The sequence below is a fragment of the Mycobacterium gallinarum genome, assembly GCF_010726765.1.
GTDB lineage: Bacteria > Actinomycetota > Actinomycetes > Mycobacteriales > Mycobacteriaceae > Mycobacterium > Mycobacterium gallinarum.
In genome coordinates this window covers 4,668,295-4,690,608 of the sequence record NZ_AP022601.1, presented here as the reverse complement: position 1 = coordinate 4,690,608, position 22,314 = coordinate 4,668,295, and the positions used below count along the sequence as shown (strand labels likewise).

The 22,314-nt window shown below is 66.1% G+C and carries 21 protein-coding genes and 1 pseudogene; 6 read left to right on the top strand and 16 right to left on the bottom strand.

The features are described from left to right. Nucleotides 1–3: 3 nt before the first annotated feature. The 6 genes from G6N42_RS23140 to fadD5 all read right to left on the bottom strand — a co-directional run bounded on the left by G6N42_RS23140 (nt 4) and on the right by fadD5 (nt 7,369). The gene (locus G6N42_RS23140) at nt 4–1,587 is read right to left on the bottom strand and encodes a virulence factor Mce family protein (protein ID WP_163733417.1); all 1,584 of its coding nucleotides are present in this window, start codon (nt 1,585–1,587) and stop codon (nt 4–6) included. Beyond that, nucleotides 1,584–2,615, bottom strand: coding sequence for a virulence factor Mce family protein (locus G6N42_RS23135; RefSeq protein ID WP_163733415.1), 1,032 nt, complete (start codon nt 2,613–2,615; stop codon nt 1,584–1,586). The genes G6N42_RS23140 and G6N42_RS23135 overlap by 4 nt, the downstream gene beginning before the upstream one ends. Then, nucleotides 2,612–3,829, bottom strand: a complete 1,218-nt coding sequence (locus G6N42_RS23130; RefSeq protein WP_163733412.1) for an MCE family protein — start codon at nt 3,827–3,829, stop codon at nt 2,612–2,614. The genes G6N42_RS23135 and G6N42_RS23130 overlap by 4 nt, the downstream gene beginning before the upstream one ends. 3 nt (nt 3,830–3,832) lie before the next feature. Then, on the bottom strand, nt 3,833–4,702 hold the full coding sequence (locus G6N42_RS23125; RefSeq protein WP_163688992.1) for an MlaE family ABC transporter permease: 870 nt from the start codon (nt 4,700–4,702) through the stop codon (nt 3,833–3,835). A gap of 1 nt (nt 4,703) precedes the next feature. Continuing rightward, entirely contained in the window at nt 4,704–5,420 is a 717-nt protein-coding gene (locus G6N42_RS23120; protein WP_434059627.1) for an MlaE family ABC transporter permease, read from the bottom strand. Between the two features lie 296 nt (nt 5,421–5,716). Beyond that, nucleotides 5,717–7,369 (bottom strand): fatty-acid--CoA ligase FadD5, encoded by a 1,653-nt coding sequence (gene fadD5 / locus G6N42_RS23115; protein WP_163733406.1) that lies wholly within the window; start codon nt 7,367–7,369, stop codon nt 5,717–5,719. A 160-nt stretch (nt 7,370–7,529) separates the two neighbouring features. Between fadD5 and G6N42_RS23110 the strand changes: the two genes are divergently transcribed. Next, nucleotides 7,530–8,222, top strand: coding sequence for a GntR family transcriptional regulator (locus tag G6N42_RS23110; protein WP_174262138.1), 693 nt, complete (start codon nt 7,530–7,532; stop codon nt 8,220–8,222). 74 nt (nt 8,223–8,296) lie between these two features. Here G6N42_RS23110 and G6N42_RS23105 read toward each other — a convergent pair whose 3' ends face one another. The 4 genes from G6N42_RS23105 to G6N42_RS23090 all read right to left on the bottom strand — a co-directional run bounded on the left by G6N42_RS23105 (nt 8,297) and on the right by G6N42_RS23090 (nt 11,033). Next, on the bottom strand, nt 8,297–8,737 hold the full coding sequence (locus tag G6N42_RS23105; RefSeq protein WP_163733400.1) for an SRPBCC family protein: 441 nt from the start codon (nt 8,735–8,737) through the stop codon (nt 8,297–8,299). Nucleotides 8,738–8,753: 16 nt separating this feature from the next. After that, entirely contained in the window at nt 8,754–9,194 is a 441-nt protein-coding gene (locus G6N42_RS23100) for an acyl-CoA thioesterase (protein WP_163733398.1), read from the bottom strand. A 25-nt stretch (nt 9,195–9,219) separates the two neighbouring features. Further along, entirely contained in the window at nt 9,220–9,912 is a 693-nt protein-coding gene (locus G6N42_RS23095; protein WP_163733394.1) for a class I SAM-dependent methyltransferase, read from the bottom strand. A gap of 80 nt (nt 9,913–9,992) precedes the next feature. Then, on the bottom strand, nt 9,993–11,033 hold the full coding sequence (locus tag G6N42_RS23090) for an alpha/beta fold hydrolase (RefSeq protein ID WP_163733391.1): 1,041 nt from the start codon (nt 11,031–11,033) through the stop codon (nt 9,993–9,995). 68 nt (nt 11,034–11,101) lie between these two features. Here G6N42_RS23090 and G6N42_RS23085 point away from each other — a divergent pair, with 68 nt between their 5' ends. Next, a complete protein-coding gene (locus G6N42_RS23085) occupies nt 11,102–12,208 on the top strand; it encodes an alcohol dehydrogenase catalytic domain-containing protein (protein ID WP_163733387.1) in 1,107 nt (368 codons plus the stop codon). Here the strand turns inward: G6N42_RS23085 and G6N42_RS23080 are convergent. The 3 genes from G6N42_RS23080 to G6N42_RS23070 all read right to left on the bottom strand — a co-directional run bounded on the left by G6N42_RS23080 (nt 12,192) and on the right by G6N42_RS23070 (nt 15,567). Further along, the gene (locus G6N42_RS23080; protein WP_163733383.1) at nt 12,192–13,049 is read right to left on the bottom strand and encodes a mechanosensitive ion channel family protein; all 858 of its coding nucleotides are present in this window, start codon (nt 13,047–13,049) and stop codon (nt 12,192–12,194) included. The genes G6N42_RS23085 and G6N42_RS23080 overlap by 17 nt on opposite strands. Nucleotides 13,050–13,131: 82 nt before the next feature. Continuing rightward, nucleotides 13,132–14,898 carry an acyl-CoA dehydrogenase gene (locus G6N42_RS23075; RefSeq protein ID WP_163733380.1) on the bottom strand — a complete coding sequence of 589 codons (1,767 nt, stop codon included), beginning with the start codon at nt 14,896–14,898 and terminating at the stop codon, nt 13,132–13,134. Nucleotides 14,899–14,910: 12 nt separating this feature from the next. Beyond that, on the bottom strand, nt 14,911–15,567 hold the full coding sequence (locus tag G6N42_RS23070) for a TetR/AcrR family transcriptional regulator (protein ID WP_083128270.1): 657 nt from the start codon (nt 15,565–15,567) through the stop codon (nt 14,911–14,913). A gap of 140 nt (nt 15,568–15,707) precedes the next feature. Here G6N42_RS23070 and G6N42_RS31055 point away from each other — a divergent pair. Next, a pseudogene (locus G6N42_RS31055) lies at nt 15,708–15,818 on the top strand (CAP domain-containing protein); the annotation flags it as partial. 7 nt (nt 15,819–15,825) lie between these two features. On the opposite strand, the gene G6N42_RS23065 reads toward G6N42_RS31055, so the two are convergent. Further along, nucleotides 15,826–16,449 carry a DUF3159 domain-containing protein gene (locus G6N42_RS23065; RefSeq protein WP_163733377.1) on the bottom strand — a complete coding sequence of 208 codons (624 nt, stop codon included), beginning with the start codon at nt 16,447–16,449 and terminating at the stop codon, nt 15,826–15,828. Between the two features lie 112 nt (nt 16,450–16,561). Here G6N42_RS23065 and G6N42_RS23060 point away from each other — a divergent pair, with 112 nt between their 5' ends. Genes G6N42_RS23060 through G6N42_RS23050 form a run of 3 tightly spaced genes read left to right on the top strand, consistent with a single transcriptional unit; the run spans nt 16,562 to nt 20,710 of the window. Beyond that, nucleotides 16,562–18,097, top strand: a complete 1,536-nt coding sequence (locus tag G6N42_RS23060) for a Re/Si-specific NAD(P)(+) transhydrogenase subunit alpha (protein WP_163733374.1) — start codon at nt 16,562–16,564, stop codon at nt 18,095–18,097. Between the two features lie 4 nt (nt 18,098–18,101). Beyond that, the gene (pntB, locus tag G6N42_RS23055; RefSeq protein WP_163733371.1) at nt 18,102–19,547 is read left to right on the top strand and encodes a Re/Si-specific NAD(P)(+) transhydrogenase subunit beta; all 1,446 of its coding nucleotides are present in this window, start codon (nt 18,102–18,104) and stop codon (nt 19,545–19,547) included. Between the two features lie 11 nt (nt 19,548–19,558). Next, nucleotides 19,559–20,710: an acyl-CoA dehydrogenase family protein gene (locus G6N42_RS23050; RefSeq protein WP_163733368.1), complete on the top strand. Its 1,152-nt coding sequence runs from the start codon at nt 19,559–19,561 to the stop codon at nt 20,708–20,710. A gap of 86 nt (nt 20,711–20,796) precedes the next feature. On the opposite strand, the gene G6N42_RS23045 is transcribed toward G6N42_RS23050, so the two are convergent. Both G6N42_RS23045 and G6N42_RS23040 read right to left on the bottom strand, forming a co-directional pair. Further along, complete coding sequence (locus G6N42_RS23045) at nt 20,797–21,357, bottom strand: DUF3592 domain-containing protein (protein ID WP_163733363.1); 561 nt, start codon at nt 21,355–21,357, stop codon at nt 20,797–20,799. Between the two features lie 36 nt (nt 21,358–21,393). Further along, complete coding sequence (locus tag G6N42_RS23040) at nt 21,394–22,293, bottom strand: alpha/beta fold hydrolase (RefSeq protein WP_163733360.1); 900 nt, start codon at nt 22,291–22,293, stop codon at nt 21,394–21,396. Nucleotides 22,294–22,314 lie beyond the last annotated feature (21 nt).

Here is a 22,314-nt window from a genome sequence, read left to right as displayed (position 1 = left end):
CCCCTACTGGCCTTGTGAAAGTGGTGGAAGGAACGGCGGGTTGCCCGGCAGCGGCGGCGTGCCCGCGGGCCCCGCGTCAGGGCCGGGTCCCGGCGGCGGAGGCGGTCCGGTCAGAGCCGGCGGCAACGGCGCGATACCCGGTGTGAAGTCCGGCGGCAGCGGAGGCTGCGGGCCGACCGGGACCGTGCGGGCCCCGGGCGGAGCCGGCGGCAGCGGGGCAGGCTCACCGGGCATATCCGGCGAAATCTGGCCTGGGATCGCGGCCGCGGGCACACCGGGTGACGGCTGCGGACCGTGCACGTTCGGGTCCGACGTGACGACGTCCGGTGGTCCGTAATTCGGTCCGTACGGGTTGTTGCCGAACGGCCCGACGGTCAGACCCGCACACGGCAGCGGGTTGGCGGCGGTTGGGATGCCGCCCGGTCCGGGCGTGTACGAGCACGGCGCACCCTTCAGCACACCGGGTCCGGGGTGTTCGGGCGTGCCTTCCAGCACTGCCGGTCCGGGCGCAGGGGCGCCGTTCGGGAAGCGGGCGCCGTTCGGGTCCGGGAACCGCCATGCGGGCAGACCCGCGTCGCCCCAGAACTTCTCGGGGTCGATCCCGCGCTTCTTGAACGCGGCATCGACGAACGGCTGGAGGATCTGGCCGGGCAGCAGGTTGACCAGCATGACCTTGAAGTAGGGACCCGATGCGACGGCTTCACCGAGTGACGCCACGAAGCTGGCGACGGTGGTCAGCGTGTCCATCAGGTCGAAGCGTCGCTCCGACAGCACGTCGCTGACGACGCGCAGCTGTTCGAGCACCCGGTTCAAGTTCGGGTTGTCGTCGACGAATCCCTTGACCTGTTCGGAGAACGAGGCGACACGTTCGAGCAGCATGCTGACCGCGTACTGACGCTCGTTGATCGCGGCGAGCAGCTGCTGGGCGTTGACGAAGAGCTTGTTGATCTGTTCGCTGCGGTTGCCGAGGATGCCAGCGATCTTGTTGGCGTTGGCCAGCAGCTGCTTGATCTGGTCGTCGCGCTTGCCGATGGTGTCGGAAAACCGGGCCACCCCGTCGAGTGCGGCGCTCAGATGCGGGTACGTCTGGTCGATGGTCTCGGACAGCACGTTCAGCGATCTCTTCACGGTCTGGGTGTCCCAGCCCGAGGATGCTTCGGTCACGTCGAAGAACGCGTCGTAGATCTGATACGGCGTCGTGGTCTGGCCCAGCGGCAGAGTTGCGTTGGCCTTCAACGGTTTCGAGCCGCGTGGCTCGATCTCGATATTGCGGCGGCCCAGGATGGTGTCGGTGCGGATGGCCGCCCGGCTCTCTGTGCCGATCTGTGTCCCGTCGAGCGAGTATCCGATCCGGACCTTGTCGCCGACGATCTCGAAGTTGCGCACCAGACCGACGTCCACACCGGCAATGCGCACCTTGTCGCCGCTGTTGAGGCCACCGGTGTCCGAGAACTCCGCATAGTACGTGGGCGTCGCGAACAGCATCGGCACGCTGGCGAAGCTCTGTCCGACGCCGATCACCAGGATGAGGACGAGAATGCCCATCAACCCGTTACGGACCCGGTTCGATCCCTCCAGAGTTCTCATTGCGGCGTGCACCTACCCGACGGCTGGCTGAAGAGTTTGACGGTGCGGACAGGACCGCCGGGCTGCAGCCCGTTCATCCGGATCGAGATGTCGCACGAATAGAAGTTGAAGAAGTCGCCGTAGATGCCACCAGCTCGCCCGATGATCTTGAACGCAGTCGGGAGTCTGGTGAGAATATCGTTGAGCTTGTCTCTCTGGTCGACCAGCGGCTGCTGAACGGCCTCCAAATGACCGACCGTGCTCTGCAGCAGGGGGCGGTTGTCCGCCAGCAGATCCGCGATGGTTCCCGCGGCGTCGCTGATGTCGGCCACCGAGGAGGCGATCGGGTCGCGCCGATCGTTCAAGCCCGTGATCAGCGTCTGGAAATTTTGCACCGTCTCGTCGAACTGCTGCTGATGCTTGACCGTGGTGTCGAGCACGGTGTTGAGGTTCTTGATCACCTCTCCGATCGCCTGGTCGCGGTCGGCCAGTGCCGACGTCAGCGACGCGGTCTGGTCGAGGATGTCGTTGATGGTGCCGCCTTGGCCCTGGAAGATCGTGATGATCGACTCGGCGATGGTGTTGACCTTGTCCGGATCGAGGGCCCGGAACACCGGGCGGAAGCCGCCGATCAACGCGTCGAGGTCGAGCGCGGGTTCGGTCTGGGTGACCGGAATCGTGCCCCCACTGGGCAGCCGCCTGTCGCTCCCGCCGCGCTTGAGCTCCATGTACCGGTCGCCGATGAGATTCAGGTAGCGGATCGAGGCGGTGGTGCCGTCGAACAGCGGCAGCGACCGGTCGACGTCGAAGTCGACCCGGACCTGCGAGCCGTCGTTGATGAGCTCGACCTTGGAGACCTTGCCGACCTCCACACCGGACGCGCGGACGAACTGCCCGGCCCGGAGGCCGCTGGCATTGGAGAACACCGCCGAGTAGCCGGTGGTGCGGTCGAAACGCATCTGCCCGAACACCACGATGATGATCGCGGTGAACAGCAACAGCACCAGCGAGAAGGCGCCGAGCTTGATGGCTGTACCGGTGATTTTCATGGGTTGATCGTGTTCTCCCCCACCTGGCGACCCCAGACGTACTCGATCAGGAGCGGCTGGCCCAACTCGAAGTGGTTGTACGGCGCGATCGACGCGCCTGTATCCATCACGAGGTGTGGCGCCGGCCACAGGTCACGCGTAATCGGTTGCCAGCAGCCAGGTTTACCCTCGGGACCGCCCCTGGCGTTCACGCGCGGCAGGTTGTCCGGATAGACATAAGGATTGCCGGCACCAAGGCCCATGAGTGCCGATAGCGTACGCAGCGAGTAGCCGTTGCCGCCCAGCGACGCCGCCACCTTGGGTTCGACATCGTGGAAGTTGCGAATCGTGCAGAACAGGGCCGGGCTGTACTCGTCCAGGATCTCCGACGGACGGATCAAATCCTCCGCGCCGCGGACCAGATACGGACCGCCACGCTCGAAGACGTCGGCGCCGGTGTTGCCGAAGCCGACCGCGGCCATCAGCGCCTGGTCGATGGTGCCCTGCTCCTGGTTGAGCGTGCGGGCCGTGGTGACCGCGTTCTGCAGACCGTCGAACAGATCCGGTGCCGCCTCCGAGTAGACCTCGCCGAGGTCAGCCAGCAGCTGATTGTCCCGACGGATCTGGGGCATCTGCGGGTTGATGTCGTCGAGGATCGCGTTGCCGTTGATGATCGACTGGCCGAAGCGGTCACCCAAACCGTCCAGCGCCTCGGCGGTGGCCGCCAGCGTCTGGTTCAGCTTGATCGGATCCACTTGCGACGACAGCGAAACGACCGTCTCGAACAATGTGTTGAACTCGGTGGTCACGTGGGTCACGTCGATCACGTCGGACGATGTGATCCGTTGCGATGACGGGTCTTTCGGCGATGTGAACGAGATGTACTTGTTGCCGAACACGGTGGTTGCGCTGATGTCCGCGTCCACATTCTGCGGGATCAGCTTGATGTACTTGGGGTCGACGTCCAGGACGATCTTGGCCTTCGGTTCGCCTCCGACGTCAACTGCGTCAACCGTGGCCACGCGGCCGATCTCGACCCCGTTGTAGGTGACCTTCGCGCCGGGGTCCATCGACAGCCCGGAGCGCGCCGAAATCATCGTCAGCTGTTCGCGCGGCAGGAAGTCGCCACGAAACTGGAAGTACACCAGCACCACGGCGGCGATCGTCAGCAGCGCCAAAACCAGACCCGCCAGCTTGTACGGCGGGGTGCGGGACGTGTTCAAGGGCGCGGTCATGGGCTACACCGTCAGGTTGAAGTTCGGGTCGACGCCGTAGAGCGCCAACGAGGCGAACAGGACCACACAGACGATCGCGACCAGAGAGGCGCGCATCGACCGGCCGACGGCCTCGCCGACACCCACTGGCCCACCACTGGCGAAGTAGCCGTAGTAGCAGTGGTTGAGCATCACGATGACCGAGATGATGATCGCCTGCACGAACGACCACATGACATCGTCGGCGCGCAGGAACGTCCGGAAGTAGTGCTCGTAGGTGCCGATCGACTGTCCGTAGAAGACGGTTGTGGTCACCTGCGCCGACAGGAAGCTCATGATGATGGCCATCGCGTACAGCGGGATGATCACGATGAAGCCGGCCATGATGCGCGTCGACACCAGGTAGGAGATCGACTTGATGCCCATCACCTCGAGGGCGTCGATTTCCTCGCTGATCCGCATGGCGCCCAGTTCCGCGGTCGCGCCGGCGCCAACCGTGGCGGCCAGCGCCTGGCCCGCGACGACGGGAGCGGCGATGCGGACGTTGATCAGTGCGGCGAAGAAGCCGGTGAACGCCTCGACACCGATATTGCCGAGCGATGCGAAGCCTTGAATGGCGACCAGCGACGAACCCGACAGCGTGACAAACCCGACGATCGCCACGGTGCCACCGATGACGGCCATCGCGCCGGTGCCCATGCCGATCTCGGCGATCAGCCGCAACGTCTCCTTGCGGTAGTAGCGCAACGCGTGGCCGATCGACCCGATCGCGGTGACGACGAACCACGCCACGTGCCCGACGCTGTCGAGGAACCGTGCCGGGGCGGTGACGACACCCGCCCCGCCGGAAAACGCCCGCGGAAACCGAGAACGCAGGACCTGGGTAGTCGACACGTCAGCTCCCCGTTCCGAATCGAACACCGATCGTGGTCAGCACGACGTTGACCGCGAACAGCGCGATCACGCAGAGCACCAGCGTCTCGTTGACCGCGGTGCCCACACCCTTGGCGCCACCGGCAACCGTGAGGCCGCGGTAACAGCCGACCAGGCCCGCGATCAAGCCGAACGTCATCGCCTTGACGACCGAGATCAGCACCTCGGGCAGGCCCGTGACCAGGGTGAGGGTGGAGACATAGGCGCCGGCCGAGACGTTCTGCAGATACACGCCGAAGATGAAGCCGCCGACCAGGCCGATGGTGATCACCGCGCCGTTCAGCAGCAGCGCCACAAACGTCGAGGCGATCACGCGAGGCACCACCAATCGGTGGATCGGGTCGATGCCGAGCACCTCGAGCGCGTCGATCTCCTCGCGGATGGTGCGCGCGCCCAGGTCAGCGCAGATGGCGGTGGAACCGGCGCCGGCCACCACGAGCACGGTGACGAGGGGGCCGAGCTGGGTGACGGCGGCCAGTGCGGCGCCCGCGCCGGAAATGTCGGCCGCACCGAACTCGGTCAGCAGGATGTTGAGCGTGAAGATGAGGAGCACGGTCAGCGGGATCGACACCGCGACGGTCGGCAGGAATGCCACCCGCATCAGGAACCAGCTCTGCAGGATGAACTCGCGCCACTGGAACGGCGATTTGAAGGTGGCTTTCGTCGTGAGGACCGTCATGCGGACGAATCCGCCAACGGCGGTCAGACCCGGACGTACCTGGTCGCGGACGTAGCCGACGATGTCGGTGCCCTGCGCCGTCACCGACGCGCTCCAACGAGCTGACCGCGGCCGTCGTCGTTCAACGGCAGACCCTGTCGCACGCGGCCTCCTTGCCCCAACCCGCTGACTGTGACCAGTGTCTCCCTACTCGTCAGTAGTAAGACGGACCACAGGACTGTACCCGATGCCGTCCCCGCGGTGCATGGCATCTGGAAGATTGTGCCCTTAACCGTTAGCAAACTCGTTCCAATTCCCTAATTCTCTTGTGCACCAGCAGAAACCGTTGGCAGAGTGGTACTTTCGCCTGCGTCAATCGGCGCGGCGGCGCCGAAACGCACCCGCAGTTCCGTTTTGAGTACTTTGCCAGCGGGATTGCGAGGGAGCGCGTCGACGATCTCCAGCGCCTTCGGATGCTTGTACCGCGCAAGGCGTTCGGTCAGGAAGCCTTCGAGGTCCGCGAGTCCGAGATCTCCTTTGGCGTTCAGCGCGATGACGGCCACCGGTACTTCACCCCATCTGTCGTCCGCGCGACCGATCACCGCCGCCTCCGCGATCGACGGATGAGCGGCAAGGACGTTCTCGACCTCTGCGCAGTAGATGTTCTCGCCGCCGGAGATGATCATGTCCTTCTTGCGGTCCACGACCCAGATGTAGCCCTCTTCGTCTTGGCGTACGAGATCACCGGAATGGAACCAGCCGCCCGCGAAGGCGTCCGCGGTGGCCTCGGGATTGTTCCAGTAGCCGGCCATCAGCGTGGGTGCGCGGTAGACGATTTCGCCCACCTGACCGATGTCGACGTCGTTCATGTCCTCGTCGACGACGCGCGCGGACACCGTCGGAATCACCTTGCCGACCGAGCCCAACTTTCGGATCGCGTCGTCACCCAGCAGCATGCACGTCACCGGCGACATTTCGGTCTGACCGAAGGCGGCGAGGATCTGTGTTCCGGGGAAGGTCTCAGACATGCTGCGCAGCAATGTATCTGAGGCCGGTGCCGCACCCCACGACAGCACCCGCAACTTCAGGGCCCGAGGCCGCACGCGCTGTTCGGCGACCACCGCCTGCCATTGTGCGGGCACCAGGAAGACGCCGGTCACCTGTTCGGTTTCAAGGACGTCCAGCAAGGCGCCTGGATCGAATGCGCCCAGGGGATAGAGCACCGTCGGCCTGCCGAGCAGCAGGCCGATGATCATGTTTCCGATGCCCGCGATGTGGAACAGCGGGACACCGACGAAGCCGACGTCGTTGTTGAGATCGGCACCGTTGGTGAACAGGGACGTCATCGCCTGCCCGGCAATGTTGGCGTGGGTGAGCACCGCACCCTTGGGCCTGCCGGTGGTACCCGAGGTGTACATGATCAGCGCGGCCGAGTCGTCGGGGATGTCCACCACGTCGCGGACGGCCGCCACGTCCTCTTCGGCCATCACCTCGTCGTAGCCGATGAGACCATCACCGCTGGTTCCACCCGCGACCACCACGGTCGTCAGGGTTGGGTCGATGTCGCGGACCGCCGCCGCCACACTGGCGAGCACCGCTTCGGTGACGACGACCTTGGCCTGGCAATCGCTGACCAGGAAGGCGATCTCGGGCGGGGTCATCCGGAAGTTGACCGGTACGGCGATGGCGCCGAGCTTGTTGATCGCAAGGAATGACTCGATGAACTCGGTGCGGTTGAGCATCAGGATCAGCACGCGGTCACCGAATTGGACTCCGCGCCTGCTCAGAGCGCCCGCGAGGGCGATGACGCGGCGATCGAGTTCGCCCCAGGTCGTGGTGCGGCCGAGGAAACGCAGGGCGGTTTCGCCGGGCTGCATCAAGGCGTGCCGCGCGAGCTGGTTCGTCCAGTTCTGCCGTCGTGCGAGGAACGGCTGCTCAGTCGGGTCCGGCGGGGACGAAGACGAGGTCAACGGCGAGTATCCCTCCCCTCGCAAACTGAGGCCCTCCGCCCCGGTTGCGCTGCGTTGATATTTGAACGAGGTTATATGTGATCAAATCCTGTGTTGCCCCGGTCACAGTATGGCCTCGGCGGCTCGGGTTCAACCCCACGCCAGACGGACCGGAGAGCCAGTGAACGCACCCCCGAAAGCCCGGGCGAAGCCCCGACGCGAGGTGCGACGCGAGCAGCTGTCCGAACAGGTGGCGGCCCGGCTGCGCACCGACATCATGACCGGCGTCCTGCGGCCGGGGACCTTCATCCGACTGGATGAGACCGCCGCTGAGCTGGGCGTCAGCATCACGCCGGTCCGCGAGGCGCTGCGCACGCTACGCGGTGAGGGCATGGTTCAGCTCGAACCGCACCGCGGTCACGTCGTGGTCCCCCTGACCCGCGGCGATGTGGAGGACATCTTCTGGCTGCAGGCCACGATCGCCAGGGAGTTGGCGGCGACGGCGGCCGAGCGGATCACCCCGGCGCAGATCGACGAGCTGGAGCATCTCAACGAAGCGCTGGCCGAGGCCGTCGACCACCATGAGCCCGACGCGATCGCGTCCGCGGAGTTCGCGTTCCACCGGGCGTTCAACCGATCCACCGGCCGCATCAAGCTCGCGTGGTTCCTCCTACATGTAGCGCGATACCTGCCAGGCCACATCTATGCGGCGAGCCCGCAGTGGGGGATTTCCGCGATCGCCGGACACCGCGCGATGATCGCGGCGCTGCGCACCGGCGATGTCGACACGGTGGTCAGGCTGACCGGCGGCGAGTTCGACGACGGCGCGCAGCGGCTGATCGCCCGGCTCGACGAGACGAAGTTGTGGGGCTGAGCTCTTGGCGCGAACGTGGATTACCCGCACGCAATCCACCTCATTTGCGTGCAACGAGCCCACACTCGGGCCCGCTATGAAGCGGTGAGTTCCTCGGCGCGGGCCTTCAGATTGTCCGCCAGGTAATCGAGCGTGTCGCCGATCGCCTTCTTCACGAACTGCGCGGGGATCGGCAGTTTGGTCTCGACGTCGAGGTCCACCGTCAGCAGCGACGTCGCCCCCATCGGGACGACCGCGAACTTCTGCTCCTGCTTCTCGAAGAACTCACCCTGCTGCAGCACCGTCTGGATCTGATTCTGGTCGGGGTAGTAGACCGCGGTGATGAAGGTGCCCGACTGCCCCTGGACGACAACGTCGAGACGCAGCTGGCTGGGCCGGCCGTCGTCGTAGCGCGCCAGCACCCAGCAGCCCTTGATCTCCTCGTTCCACACCGGATACGACTCGAAGTCCGCGACGATCCCCATGATCGCCTCGGCGGGGGCGGTGACCTCGACGGTCTTGCTCACAAACGGCATTGCACGAGCATATCGACTAGTCGACGCACGCCTTTTCGAGCAGCGAGCGGATCACCGCCGGGATCGGCATGGGTCGGCGGCTCGCCCGGTCGACGTACACATGCACCCAGTGGCCGACCGCAGCGACGGGTGCGTCGGGCCCACCCGCCTGCCACAACCCCATTCGGTATGTCACGCTGCTGGTGCCCAGCCGGGCCACTGCCAACCCGACGAAAAGTGGTTCAGGGAACCGTAATTCGGCGAAGTACTTACATCCCGATTCAGCGACGACACCCAACCAGGGCACATCCGTCGGGTCGATGTCGCAATTCGTGTTGATCCAGCCGTTGATCGCCGTGTCGAACAGTGCGTAGTACACCGCGTTGTTGAGGTGGCCGAACATGTCGTTGTCGGTCCATCTCGTCGACACCGGCCAGTGCACCGGAAAGTCGGCACCGGTGAGCTCCCGCTCGTTCATGGCAGCAGTCTCGCAGGCGCCGCCGCTACCTCACAGTCTGCGGGCGCCCGTGATCTCGTGTCGCACGACCCATGGCAAGGGGGTGGACGATCGCCGGCATGCCGCGCCACACCACGTGTTGGGCCGCGACGGTGAAGCCGCAGGCGCGCATCCGCCCGACGGTGTCGCGGTTGCAGCGGCAGCCACCTGCGAAGTGGCGCCACGGTCCGGCCAGCTTGTCCTGGACCGCCGCCAGCAACCGCGAGCCCGCCCGCACATGTTCGATGAACAGCAGCTGGCCGCCGGGCCGGAGTACGCGCGCAATCTCGTGCAGCGCAGCTTCGGGGTCGTCGACCGTGCACAGGGCGAGCGTGGAAACGACGGTATCCACTGATGCGTCGGCGAATGGTAGTCGCTCTGCTGGAGCATCGACAATTTCTGTGGCACAACGATTTTGGTCTGTCCGACGCGAGAGCTTTTTGCGCATTCCCGGCTCGGGTTCGGTCAGCAGCAGCTCGGTGACCGCCTCGGGATAGTGCGCGATGTTCAGCCCGGTCCCGGAGCCGATCTCAACGACGCGACCGTAGGCGTCGGCGAGCAAGGCTGCACGCCGTCGACGCATGCCTGCGGTTTCACCCAGCCAGAGGAACGGGTCGTACACGAGGGCGAAGATCCGCAGCCACGCGGCGGACGGCTGGTTCTCCCGCGCAGTCGAATTGATGCTGGCGATGTCGGTCATTCCGCAAAGCTAGGCGCGGCCACCGGGCGCGCGCATCGCCCGATGCGGCCATCTTCTGCAGATGGCCCGTTGCGGCCACGTCACAAGATTCCGAGACGCGCGGCTTCGGCGACGGCGGCAGTTCGAGAAGTGCGGCCCAGCTTGCGGCGGATGTTCGCGACGTGACGGTGGACGGTGTGCGAGCTGAGCACGAGGTGTTCCGCGATTTCGCGATCGCTGAGACCACGCGCAATGCACGCGAGGATTTCGCGCTCACGAGCCGACAGGACCTGCTCCTGCGCACTCGTCGCGTGCGGCAGCGCCGGTGCCGCTCCTAGTGCTTCGCGACATGCGCGAACAACGGAATCGGCGTCACCATGCCACGGGAAGTGCGCGCTTCCTTTCAGCGGGATGAATGTCGCGCCCGGAATCGCCGCCGCGACCTCGCGCCCGAGTCGGTACGGCACGGCACGGTCGTCACGGCGATGCACCACCCACGTCGGCGCGCGGACGAGCGGAAGCCGGTCTCGAACATCGAGCCGGTAGACGAGAGCCAACACCGCTGCCGCGGTCTCGGCCGTCGCAGAATCACGCTGCAGCCGACCGAAATGCTCCTGCTCATCAGCGTTGGCCCCGCCGAGGAAGATGTCGCCGAGCACGCGTGATCCCAAGCCCCAATGCGCTTGTATCGCTGCCAGTATCGCGTCGCCGACCCCAGGCGCCGTGATCGCCGTTCCATCCGGGTACGACCCGTACAACACCATCCGCTCGACACGATCGGGAGACGCCGCGGCAAACGCGACCGCCGTGCAGCTCCCGGACGAGCCGCCGATGAGCGAGACGCGTTCGAGCCCGAGCTCGTCGACGAGCGCGCGCAACGTCGCGACCTCGCTGTCGAGAGTCAGGTCGGAGTCGTGCAGCGTGTGGTCCGACATGCCGACTCCGAGCCGGTCGTACCGGATCAAGGTGTATCCCTCGGCGATTCCGTCCCAGAATCGACGGAAATCGGGGTTCTGCCAGTCGAGTTCGAGGTGACTGACCCACCATGCCGGTGCGACCAGCGGTGGACCGCTGCCGCGCACCTCGTACGCCACCCGGCGTCCGCCGACGGGCAGAAACCGGATCTCGGACCTTTCCAGCATCACCAGCAGCGTAATGCGAATTCGCCGGCGGATTGTCGACTCAGCGTCAGTGCGGGCAGGCTGTAGTCATGAGGATAAGCGGCGCCGTACTCGAACAGATCGGGCTCGAAAGGCCGTACGCCGAAACCAGGCCGCTGGTAGTGCACGACCTCGACCTGGCTCCCCCGGGCGAGGGTGAACTGCTCGTCCGCATCGAAGCCGCCGGAATGTGCCATTCCGACCTGTCCGTCGTCGACGGCAGCAGAGTCCGGCCCGTGCCGATGCTGTTGGGACACGAGGCGGCGGGCGTCGTCGAGGAGGTCGGACCCGGGGGTTCGAACTCGGCCGTCGGTCAGCGCCTGGTGATGACCTTCCTGCCGCGGTGCGGTGCCTGCGAGGCGTGCGCCACCAACGGGCTCACCCCGTGCATTCCCGGGACCGTCGCCAATACGGCCGGCACCCTGATGACCGGTGAACGCAGGCTCTCCCGCGACGGTCAGCCGGTCCATCATCACCTCGGCGTCTCGGGCTTCGCCACGCACGCCGTCGTCGATCACCGTTCGGTCGTCCCGGTGCCCGCCGACGTACCCGCGGAGGTCGCGGCGCTGCTCGGCTGCGCGGTGCTGACCGGCGGCGGCGCGGTGATCAACGCCGGACGGCCACGACCGGGTGAAACCGTGATCGTCGTGGGCCTCGGCGGGGTGGGCATGGCTGCGGTGCTGACCGCTCTCTCGCACGACGATGTCCGCGTCATCGGTGTCGATCAGCTACCCGCCAAGCTCGAGCTGGCCCGCACCATGGGCGCCCACGAGGCGTACACGGCCGACGAAGCGCGCGAGGCCGGGCTCAAGGCCGCCGTCGTGATCGAGGCGGTCGGGCATCCGCAGGCGGTGGAGACCGCCGTGGACCTCACCGCTGCGGGCGGCCGCACCGTCTGTGTCGGACTCCCCCGCCCGGATGCGCGAGTCAACTTGTCGCCGTTGGGCTTTGTCGCAGAGGGGCGGTCGCTGATCGGCAGCTATCTCGGATCTGCCGTGCCCGCGCGCGAGATCCCGCACTTCGTCGGTCTGTGGCGGGCGGGCCGGCTACCGGTCGAGTCGTTGGTGTCGGCGACGATCACGCTCGACGACATCAACTCCGGCATGGATCAACTCGCCGACGGCAAGGCCGTGCGGCAGATCATCCGGTTCGACTAGCCGCGGCTTCGGCATCCGCGACGCCCGCGCGCCGCAGCTCCGAGACGATCAGGGCGCGCAGACGACGACTCACCTCGAATTGCTTGCCGGGCAGCGTGCGTGCCACCACGCGCAGGTTCACGGTGTCCTTCTCGATGCTCTCGACACCCATCAGTTGCGGCTCGTCGAGCAGCAGCTCGGGCAGGCCGTCGTCGTGCATGGCCATGGTCGACACCTCCCGCAGCGCGTCGTTGACGATGTTGATGTCGGCCGACGTCGGGACCGGGACGTCGACCACTGCGCGCGCCCAATCCTTGGACAGGTTGAGCGATTTGACGATCTGGCCGTTCGGCACGGTGAATACCTCACCGTCGCTGGTGCGGAGTTTCGTGACACGCAGCGTCACGTCCTCGACCGTGCCGCGGGCCTCACCACCCGCCGTCACGGTCAGCGCGACCAGATCGCCGAACCCGTACTGCTTCTCGGTGATCAGGAAGAAGCCGCTGAGCAGATCCTGCACGATGCGCTGGGCGCCGAAACCGAGCGCGGCACCGAGCACCGCCGCGGGCGCCACCAGCGAGCCGATCGGCAGCCCGAGTTGATTGGCGATGTCGACGGCGACGACGACGTAGAGCACGGCGATGGCGACCGACGAGATCACCGAGGCAACCGCCCGGCGGTGTTTGACGCTCTCGGGTCGCAGCACCGAGTCGGCGGCGTCGCCGCTGTCCCATCGCTTGCTGATACGACGCGCGATCAACCGGATCACCCGCGTGGCGATGATCGCGAACACCAGCACCAGCGCGATGTGCAGGCCCTTCGTCAGCAGCCATTCGGTAAGTGAGTCAAGTGTCGATTGCATATTTGTATGGGCTTCCCGACTACCCCGGGGGATCAAACGGCACGACTGTGTGATCCGGCCTACTCCGCCGTGGGAAATCCAGTCAGAACCAGCTGTCGCGCATGTCCAGCGAGGTGCGGTCCAATGCGGCAAGCAGATCGAGTTGAGGACCCGTCTTGGGCAGTTCGCTCCGGAAGAAGTACCGCGCAGCTTGCCGTTTGCCGTCGTAGAAGTCGCCGGTGCGGCCGTTGCAGGCGACCACCTGCTCGAGCCAGATCCAGGCGACCAGGATGTGGCCGAACGCCTCGAGGTACGCGACGCTGTTGGCCAGCGCGGCGTCGATGTCGCCGGACGCGAACATTGCGGCGGTCACCTCGACCAGGCGCTCCCAGGTTGCACTGAGCCGAGGTGCCAGTTGCGCGGCATCCCCGCCCGCGGCGTTCGCGGCGTCGACTGTCTGCGCAATCGCCGCCCCGAGCGCCGCGAGGCCGGCGCCGCCGCGCTGGGTCACCTTGCGGCCCAGCAGGTCGAGGCTCTGAATGCCATGGGTGCCCTCGTGAATGGCGTTCAGCCGGTTGTCGCGGTAGTGCTGTTCGACGTCGTATTCGCGGGTATAGCCGTAGCCACCGTGTACCTGAATCGCGAGGTTGTTGGCCTCCAGGCACCACTGCGACGGCCAGCTCTTCCCAACCGGCGTGAGGATGTCGAGCAGCAGCGTCGCCGCATCGCGCTCGGCGTCGGTTTCGGCGCTGTGCTGCACGTCGACGAGCTTGGCGCAGTACAGCAGCAACGCCATCCCGCCCTCGACATACGCCTTCTGCGCCAACAGCATTCGCTTGACATCGGCGTGTTCGATGATCGGGATCTGCGGCGTCGTCGGGTCCTTGGCCGTCACCGGTCTGCCCTGCGGGCGTTCGCGGGCGTAGTCCACCGACTTGAGGTAGCCGGTGTAGCCCAGTGCCACCGCACCCATACCTACGCCGAGGCGTGCCTCGTTCATCATCGTGAACATGTAGGTGATGCCGCGGTGCGGCTCGCCGACGAGATAACCGACGGCGCCGTCGAAGTTCAGGACGGTGTTGGTGATACCCCGCTGCCCCATCTTGTGGTTCAGCCCGGCGATGACGACGTTGTTGCGCTCGCCGATCGAACCATCGTCATTGACAAGATATTTCGGGACGATGAACAGCGAGATGCCCTTGGTGCCCGCCGGTCCGCCCGGGATCTTGGCCAGCACCAGATTGACGATGTTCTCGGTCAGCTCGTGCTCGGCGCCGGAGATCCACATCTTCGAACCGAACAGCCGGTACGTGCCGTCGGGCTGCGGTTCGGCCCGGGTGAGGATGTCGGCGAGCGACGAACCGGCCTGTGTCTCGGACAGCGCCATCGTTCCCGAGAACCGCCCGGCCAGCATGGGTTTGACGAAGGTCTCGATCTGCTCGGGGGTGCCGAACTTCGCGAGCAGGTTCGCGTTGGCCATGGTGAGCATGACGTAACCCGAGGTGCTGACGTTGGCGGCCGCAATCCAGGCGAACGCCGCCTGGGCGACGGTCATCGGCAACTGAGCGCCGCCCAGGTCGTGGTCCATGCCCATGCCCACGAGATCGGCCTGGGCGAATGCGTCCAGCGCCTCCTTGACCTCACCGATGACGGTCACCTTCTCACCGTCGAACTGTGGCTCGTTGGCGTCGCTCTTCTTGTTGTGCGGTGCGAAATACCGCGTCGCCAACTGCTCACACAGCTCGAGCACCGCGTCGAACGTCTCGCGGGAGTGCTCGGCGAAGCGGTCACGCTTGGTCAGTTCGTCGACCCGCAGCCACTCGTAGAGCAGGAAATCGAGATCCCGTCGCGACAGCAAGTTCGATCTCATCTGACTCACCGGCTAGTTGGCTGCGCTGATGTTCACACCCAGCGGCTCGGACTCTCGCACCGTTTCGTCGCGGATCAATCCGCGCAACAGCGCGGTACTGAACTCGACGGCGATCTCCTGGGCGGTGCGCCGACCGTGCGGCCGCAGCCAGCGGTAGGACCCCAGCGTCATCCCGATGTAGCCGAGGGCCAGAACGTGGCTGTCGCAGTCGTAGAACTCGCCGCTGGCGATGCCCCGGTCGATGACGTCACGCACGTGCTCGTAGACCTGGGTTTCCTTCTCCCTGATGTAGGCGACCTGCTCCTCGGTGAACCACTCCGTGATGTAGGGGCCTTCCTGAAAGTAAACCGCCGCGCGCTCGATGTCGCTGGCGATGCCGACCAGCAGCCGACGGGTGAAGTGGTAGATGGTCTCCCGGGCCGACGCGGTCGGGTCGTCGTGCAGGGCATCGACGGTGAAGTCGGCAGCGCCCTTGTAGATGTCGTAGAGGATCAGCGCTTTGCTGGCGTAGTAGTGGTACACCGTGGCCTTGTTCAGGCCGACGGCGTCGGCGACGTCGTCCATCCGGGTGCCGTGATACCCACGAGCGGCGAACAGCTTGGTGGCGACGGCCAGCAATTCCTCGCGACGTGACATCCCGTTCGAGGCTTCCGGTGACGAGGCTGGCATGGCGACTCACTATATGCAGGCCCGGAGCGGATCCGGGGTATCAATCAACTGGTTGGCTAGTTTATGCGTTGAGGGTGTCGCCAGTTCGGCGGCAGGTCTAGACTCGGGCGAGAACCAGCCGCGACACGAGAGGTGATGACGTGGATCCCAATCCCGATTATGACGCGAGCGACGAGCTGGAGTACGGCGCGAACTGGTTCGCCTGGATTCTGCGTGGCGTATATCCGCCGCCTGCCTATCCCCCCGTCTAACCCCCGTCTACGCCTCGCTCGCGCGAGGGAGAGCCCGGATGCTCACCCGGACGGCGAGATAGATCACCGACGAGGTGACCACGAATATCGGCCAGCCCATCGCGATACGCGCCGCCGCCAGTAGCCCCTCCTGATCCGTGTCATACAGGTAGTTCTGCACCAGAAATCGTGACCACGATGCCGTCGCCATCACGGCGGTGGCGATGTCGAACGCCAGTCGAACCTTCGGAACGCGACGCCACGTGTCGTCGCGACCCGTCATCCATGCCCACCCCACACCGACGATTGGTCTGCGGATCACGATCGAGGTGGTGAAGGCGAACGCCAACCCGAGATACATCCAGATGCCGGGCAGATAGAAGTCCTTGGCCCTGCCGGTGATCAAGGCGAACGCCGCGCACACCGCGATGCCCGCGAACCCCAATATCGCAGGCCGGGTGGACTCCCTCCGGAACAGCTGCCACGCCAGAATCAGCGACGCGACGGTGATCGCGGCGATGAGCGCCGGACGCAAGCCGGTCACCGAGTTCGTCACCGCGAACGTGGTGACCGGCAGCGCCGTGTACACCAGCCCGCGCACCCCGCCGGCGCGAACCAGCAGCGCAGCGGCGGGCGGTCGGGACTCGGTCATCACCGCGAACTGTACGTGGACCTCGGGAGCTCGCCTCAGCTGCGAATCGGGGTAAGCCGCTTACCGGCGGAGGGGCACAACGTCGCCAAGAGGCGGATGGGAGACTTTTCGGATGATTATCGGGATACCGCGCGAATCCCTGGCGGGTGAGACGCGGGTTGCCGCTACGCCGCAAACCGTCGGACAACTGCTCAAACTGGGCTACACGGTCGTCGTCGAGTCGGGCGCAGGCGCTGCCTCCAGCTTTGCCGATGCGGCCTACGTGGAGGCCGGCGCCAGTGTGGGTGACCCCTGGGCGGCCGACGTCGTCCTCAAGGTCAACGCCCCCTCCGACGATGAGATCGCCAAGGTACGTGACGGCGCGACACTGGTCAGCCTGATCTCCCCGGCGCTGAACCCGGAACTGGTCGAGAAGCTGTCCGCCCGCCCCATCACCGTGCTGGCGATGGACGCCGTGCCACGTATCTCGCGAGCGCAGTCCCTGGACGTGCTGTCGTCGATGGCGAACATCGCGGGGTACCGCGCGGTCGTCGAGGCCGCGCACAGCTTCGGCAGGTTCTTCACCGGGCAGGTGACCGCGGCGGGCAAGGTGCCGCCGGCCAAGGTGCTCGTGGTCGGCGCGGGTGTCGCCGGCCTGGCCGCCGTCGGCGCGGCCGGCAGCCTCGGTGCGGTCGTCAAGGCCACCGACCCGCGGCCCGAGGTCGCCGATCAGGTGCGCTCCCTCGGCGGGGAGTACATGCCCGTCGATCCGGAGGCGGCCGAGGTCTCGGCGACCGGCTACGCCAAGGAGATGGGCGACGACTACAAAGCCCGCGAGGCCGCGCTGTACGCCGAGTTGGCCAAAGAGGTCGACATCATCATCACCACCGCGCTGATCCCTGGTAAGCCCGCGCCGCGCATCATCACCGCCGACATGGTCGCGTCGATGAAGCCGGGCAGTGTGCTCGTCGACATGGCCGCCGCCAACGGCGGCAACGTCGAGGGCACCGTCAAGGATCAGGCGATCGTCACCGACCACGGCGTGACGATCATCGGCTACACCGATCTGGCGGGGCGTCTGCCCGCCACCGCCTCGCAGCTCTACGGCACCAACCTGGTGAACCTGCTCAAGCTGCTCACCCCGGAGAAGGACGGACAGCTCACCCTGGACTTCGACGATGTCGTTCAGCGGTCGGTCACCGTGGTCCGCGACGGTGAGACGACGTGGCCGCCGCCACCGGTGCAGGTGTCCGCGGCGCCCGCGGCTGCCGCTGCCGCCCCGGTCGAGCACAAACCCGCCAAGACTCCGATGTCGACCCGACGCCGGCTGGGCATCACCTTCGCCGCCGCCGCGGTGCTGTTCGCCCTCATCGCACTGTCCCCCGCCGCGCTGCAGGTACACCTGACGGTGTTCGCGCTGGCGATCGTCATCGGCTACTACGTGATCGGCAACGTGCACCACGCGCTGCACACGCCGCTGATGTCGGTGACCAACGCGATCTCGGGCATCATCGTCGTCGGCGCACTGCTGCAGATCGGCCACGGTGACAGGGGAAATGGCACAGTCATCACCGTCCTTGCATTCCTGGCGATCCTGCTGGCCAGCATCAACGTCTTCGGTGGCTTCGCGGTGACCCGCCGCATGCTGGCGATGTTCTCGAGGAGCTAAGCGCATGTTCACCATAGAGACTGCCGCGACCGCAGCCTACGTCGTCGCCGCGCTGTTGTTCATCCTGGCGCTGGCCGGGCTGTCCAGGCACGAGACATCAAGGGCCGGTAACAGTTTCGGCATCGCCGGGATGGCCGTCGCGCTACTCGCGACGATCGCGCTCGCGCTGGCGCGGCACATCGAACCGCTGGGCCTCGGCCTGCTCGTCGGCGCGATGGTCATCGGTGCCGCGATCGGTCTGTGGCGCGCCAAGGTCGTCGAGATGACCGGCATGCCCGAGCTCATCGCGTTGCTGCACAGCTTCGTCGGCCTGGCCGCCGTGCTGGTCGGCTGGAACGGCTACCTGCACGTCGAGGGTGATGCCACCGGCGCTGAAGCGATGCAGCTCGGCACCGAAGGAATGCTGGGCATTCACTCCGCCGAGGTCGTCATCGGAGTCTTCATCGGAGCGGTGACGTTCACCGGCTCGATCGTCGCCAACCTGAAATTGTCGGCCCGGATCAAGTCCGCGCCGATGATGCTGCCCGGCAAGAACGTGCTCAACGTCGGCGCCCTGGTGGTGTTCGCCGCGCTCACCGTGTGGTTCGTCATCGACCCCCAGCTGTGGCTGCTGATCGTCGTCACGGTGCTGGCTCTGCTGCTCGGTTGGCATCTGGTCGCGTCGATCGGCGGCGGCGACATGCCCGTCGTGGTGTCGATGCTCAACAGCTATTCGGGCTGGGCCGCGGCGGCGTCGGGCTTCCTGCTGTCCAACGATCTGCTCATCGTGACCGGCGCGCTGGTCGGCTCCTCCGGTGCCTACCTGTCCTACATCATGTGCAAGGCCATGAACCGGTCGTTCATCTCGGTGATCGCCGGCGGCTTCGGTATCGAAGCCGGCCCGGCGGATGACAAGGACTACGGCACCCACCGCGAGATCGACGCCGACAGCGCGGCCGACCTGCTCGCCTCGGCGCACTCCGTGATCATCACGCCCGGCTACGGCATGGCCGTCGCCCAAGCCCAGTACGGCGTCGCGGACCTGACCCGCAAGCTGCGCGACCGCGGCGTCAATGTCCGGTTCGGTATCCACCCCGTCGCGGGACGCCTGCCCGGCCACATGAACGTGCTGCTGGCCGAGGCCAAGGTGCCCTACGACATCGTGCTGGAGATGGACGAGATCAACGACGACTTCAGCGACACCGACGTCGTACTGGTCATCGGCGCCAACGACACCGTCAACCCGGCGGCCTCCGAGGACCCGAGCAGCCCGATCGCCGGTATGCCGGTGCTCACGGTCTGGAACGCCAACAACGTCATCGTGTTCAAGCGGTCGATGGCATCGGGCTACGCGGGCGTGCAGAACCCGCTGTTCTTCCGGGAGAACACCCAGATGCTGTTCGGCGACGCCAAGGACCGGGTGGACGCCATCAACGCCGCGCTCTCGGAATCGGTTTCCGCCGGCCACTAGAGTCTGCACTCATGCCGGTCGACAGGTTGTTGCCCACCGACGATGCCCGTGACCTGATCGCGCTCACCCGTGAGATCGCCGACAAGGTTCTCGATCCGGTGGTCGACACCCATGAGAAGGACGAGACCTACCCCGACGGCGTGTTCCCCGCCCTCGGCGCGGCGGGATTGTTGAGCCTTCCGCAGCCCGAGGAGTGGGGCGGCGGCGGGCAACCGTTCGAGGTGTACCTGCAGGTGCTCGAGGAACTGGCGGCGCGGTGGGCGGCCGTGGCGGTGGCGGTCAGCGTGCACAGCCTGTCGTCGCATCCGTTGCTGATGTTCGGTACCGAGGAACAGAAGCAACGCTGGCTTCCGGACATGCTGTCCGGCAGCCAGATCGGGGCCTACAGCCTGTCGGAGCCGCAGGCCGGCTCCGATGCTGCGGCCCTGCGGTGCGCCGCTGTGTCTTCCGATGACGCGACGGCGCCTGGCTACGTGCTCAACGGTTCCAAGTCCTGGATCACCCACGGCGGGGTCGCCGACTTCTACACGTTGTTCGCGCGGACCGGCGAAGGGTCAAGGGGCATCTCGTGTTTCCTGGTACCCGGCGATCTGCCCGGGCTCAGCTTCGGCAAGCCCGAGGAGAAGATGGGACTGCATGCGGTCCCGACCACCTCTGCGTTCTACGACAACGCGCGCATCGGCGCGGACCGCCGTATCGGTGCCGATGGCCAGGGGCTGCAGATCGCGTTCAGCGCGCTGGACTCGGGCCGGCTCGGCATCGCCGCGGTGGCCACCGGCCTGGCGCAGGCGGCGCTGGACGAAGCGGTGCGTTATGCGAACGAGCGAACGACGTTCGGCCGCAAGATCATCGACCATCAGGGGCTGGGATTCCTGTTGGCGGACATGAGTGCGGCGGTGGTCAGCGCACGGGCGACGTACCTCGATGCCGCGCGTCGTCGCGATCTGAACCTCCCGTACTCGGCGCAGGCCAGTGTGGCCAAGTTGGTCGCCACGGACGCGGCGATGAAGGTGACCACCGATGCCGTGCAGGTGTTCGGTGGCGCCGGGTACACGCGCGACTATCGCGTCGAGCGGTACATGCGAGAGGCCAAGATCATGCAGATCTTCGAGGGCACCAACCAGATTCAGCGACTGGTCATCGCGCGCGGCCTGACGAACTGAGCGCGATCGGCACGGTTCGGTCATCGAAATCAACGAAATGCAGGGATTCATTCGAACTTTCGCTGCACAACGTTGAAAGCGATGGCCTACCCGTGAGCCTTACCTCTTCTCCGGTGAACGATCACCGCGCCGATGACCGCACCCACCATCACGACCAGTCCCAAGAATGCGCCAATGATGAAGACGATCGCCATGACGATTTCCGAATCACCACCCGCCTCGATGGCGTACGACGGGTCAGAAGGGTCGTACGTGATCTCGACTTCGTCACCGACATCGGGGTTGTTGCCCGTGAACCAAACGATCTCGGCGCTGACGGGTGTGCCACCGTCGGTGGTGAACTCGACGGTGACGGTGTCGGTGAAGACCTCCACATCGGTGACGGTTGCAGTGGTCGTCACACCATAGGAATCGAGATAGCCGCTGGACCAGTAGCCCGCATACGCGATACCACCGAAGATCAGCGAGCCGATCAGGCTGACGGCGGCCACGCACCAGAGCAGGACGGCCCACACCGCTGACGGCCCGGCGGGAGGGCCGTACGGCGACCACTGCGGCGGCGGCGAAGGCCACCCGTGGTTGGCCGGTCCATACTGTGGATACGGTTGTGCAGGGTCATGCGGAGGCTGCCATTGCGTAGGCTCCATCGCTTCATGGTGGCGCACAATTCGCGAGGGACCAACCTATTGGATGAATTCGGTTATGGCGTTCACGAATTCGCCTGGCGCCTCGACCATCGGGCTGTGCCCCGATCCTGGGATGACGACCGGCGTCAGCCCCGCCCCGCGGTAGCGCTCGACGTTCGCCGCCGTGGGCGTCAGCTCGTCGCGCTCACCCCAGACGACCAGCACCGGCTGCTCGAGGCGGGCGATGCGGTCCACCGCCGCGGGCGCCCCGTCCTGGCCGCGGGCATGACACAGCCCCGAATGTGTCAACTGCTCCAGCGATCGGTGAGCCAGCGGCGGCACCGCGAAATCGGTGGCGAAGCCCGTCTGCAACGCGCTGTCGCTGATCGCATCCACGGGGCGCAGCCTGTCGATGGCCTGCCCAATGATCGGGGCGCAAGCCAACCCGGCCAACGCGGGCATCTCTGCGAGGCTCATTTCGGCGGGGGTATCGGAGATCACAACTCGCTCAACACGTTCGGGATCCTGCCCGGCGAGAGCCAGCGCCACGGACCCGCCCATCGAATGTCCCACCAGTACGGCGTGGCGCACCTCGAGCGCATCGAGCGCGTTGCGCACGGCGTTGGCCTGGCTTTCGATCCGGTAACTCTCGGCGTTGCGGGGAGCCTCTGACCCGCCGTGGCCGACGAGATCGATGGCGACCACGCGTTGCGCGGGCAACGCCGCCGCGACGCGATCCCACCACTGGACCGACGCCGAATAGCCGTGCAACAAAACGACCGCGCGATCGCCAGGCGGGCCGAACTCCTTGACGTTGAGGTCCGGGCCGTCGAGTTCGATGACCCGCCCGCCGTCGAACGGCTGGGCCTGACGTGTCGCCCTGGCTACGAGGAATGCGTTCACCACCAGCGCGGCGACCACGACGACGATCGCGATCACGCTGATTCGCCACTTCATCCGTCGGACGCTACCGCTGGG

What these genes read in the sequence shown, in the direction of transcription:
- G6N42_RS23140 (WP_163733417.1), bottom strand. Translation starts at nt 1,587, where the DNA reads ATGAGAACTCTGGAGGGATCGAACCGGGTCCGTAACGGGTTGATGGGC.
- G6N42_RS23135 (WP_163733415.1), bottom strand. Translation starts at nt 2,615, where the DNA reads ATGAAAATCACCGGTACAGCCATCAAGCTCGGCGCCTTCTCGCTGGTG.
- G6N42_RS23130 (WP_163733412.1), bottom strand. Translation starts at nt 3,829, where the DNA reads ATGACCGCGCCCTTGAACACGTCCCGCACCCCGCCGTACAAGCTGGCG.
- G6N42_RS23120 (WP_434059627.1), bottom strand. Translation starts at nt 5,420, where the DNA reads ATGACGGTCCTCACGACGAAAGCCACCTTCAAATCGCCGTTCCAGTGG.
- G6N42_RS23105 (WP_163733400.1), bottom strand. Translation starts at nt 8,737, where the DNA reads ATGCCGTTTGTGAGCAAGACCGTCGAGGTCACCGCCCCCGCCGAGGCG.
- G6N42_RS23100 (WP_163733398.1), bottom strand. Translation starts at nt 9,194, where the DNA reads ATGAACGAGCGGGAGCTCACCGGTGCCGACTTTCCGGTGCACTGGCCG.
- G6N42_RS23095 (WP_163733394.1), bottom strand. Translation starts at nt 9,912, where the DNA reads ATGACCGACATCGCCAGCATCAATTCGACTGCGCGGGAGAACCAGCCG.
- G6N42_RS23090 (WP_163733391.1), bottom strand. Translation starts at nt 11,033, where the DNA reads ATGCTGGAAAGGTCCGAGATCCGGTTTCTGCCCGTCGGCGGACGCCGG.
- G6N42_RS23085 (WP_163733387.1), top strand. Translation starts at nt 11,102, where the DNA reads ATGAGGATAAGCGGCGCCGTACTCGAACAGATCGGGCTCGAAAGGCCG.
- G6N42_RS23080 (WP_163733383.1), bottom strand. Translation starts at nt 13,049, where the DNA reads ATGCAATCGACACTTGACTCACTTACCGAATGGCTGCTGACGAAGGGC.
- G6N42_RS23075 (WP_163733380.1), bottom strand. Translation starts at nt 14,898, where the DNA reads ATGAGATCGAACTTGCTGTCGCGACGGGATCTCGATTTCCTGCTCTAC.
- G6N42_RS23070 (WP_083128270.1), bottom strand. Translation starts at nt 15,567, where the DNA reads ATGCCAGCCTCGTCACCGGAAGCCTCGAACGGGATGTCACGTCGCGAG.
- G6N42_RS23065 (WP_163733377.1), bottom strand. Translation starts at nt 16,449, where the DNA reads ATGACCGAGTCCCGACCGCCCGCCGCTGCGCTGCTGGTTCGCGCCGGC.
- G6N42_RS23060 (WP_163733374.1), top strand. Translation starts at nt 16,562, where the DNA reads ATGATTATCGGGATACCGCGCGAATCCCTGGCGGGTGAGACGCGGGTT.
- pntB (WP_163733371.1), top strand. Translation starts at nt 18,102, where the DNA reads ATGTTCACCATAGAGACTGCCGCGACCGCAGCCTACGTCGTCGCCGCG.
- G6N42_RS23050 (WP_163733368.1), top strand. Translation starts at nt 19,559, where the DNA reads ATGCCGGTCGACAGGTTGTTGCCCACCGACGATGCCCGTGACCTGATC.
- G6N42_RS23045 (WP_163733363.1), bottom strand. Translation starts at nt 21,357, where the DNA reads ATGGAGCCTACGCAATGGCAGCCTCCGCATGACCCTGCACAACCGTAT.
- G6N42_RS23040 (WP_163733360.1), bottom strand. Translation starts at nt 22,293, where the DNA reads ATGAAGTGGCGAATCAGCGTGATCGCGATCGTCGTCGTGGTCGCCGCG.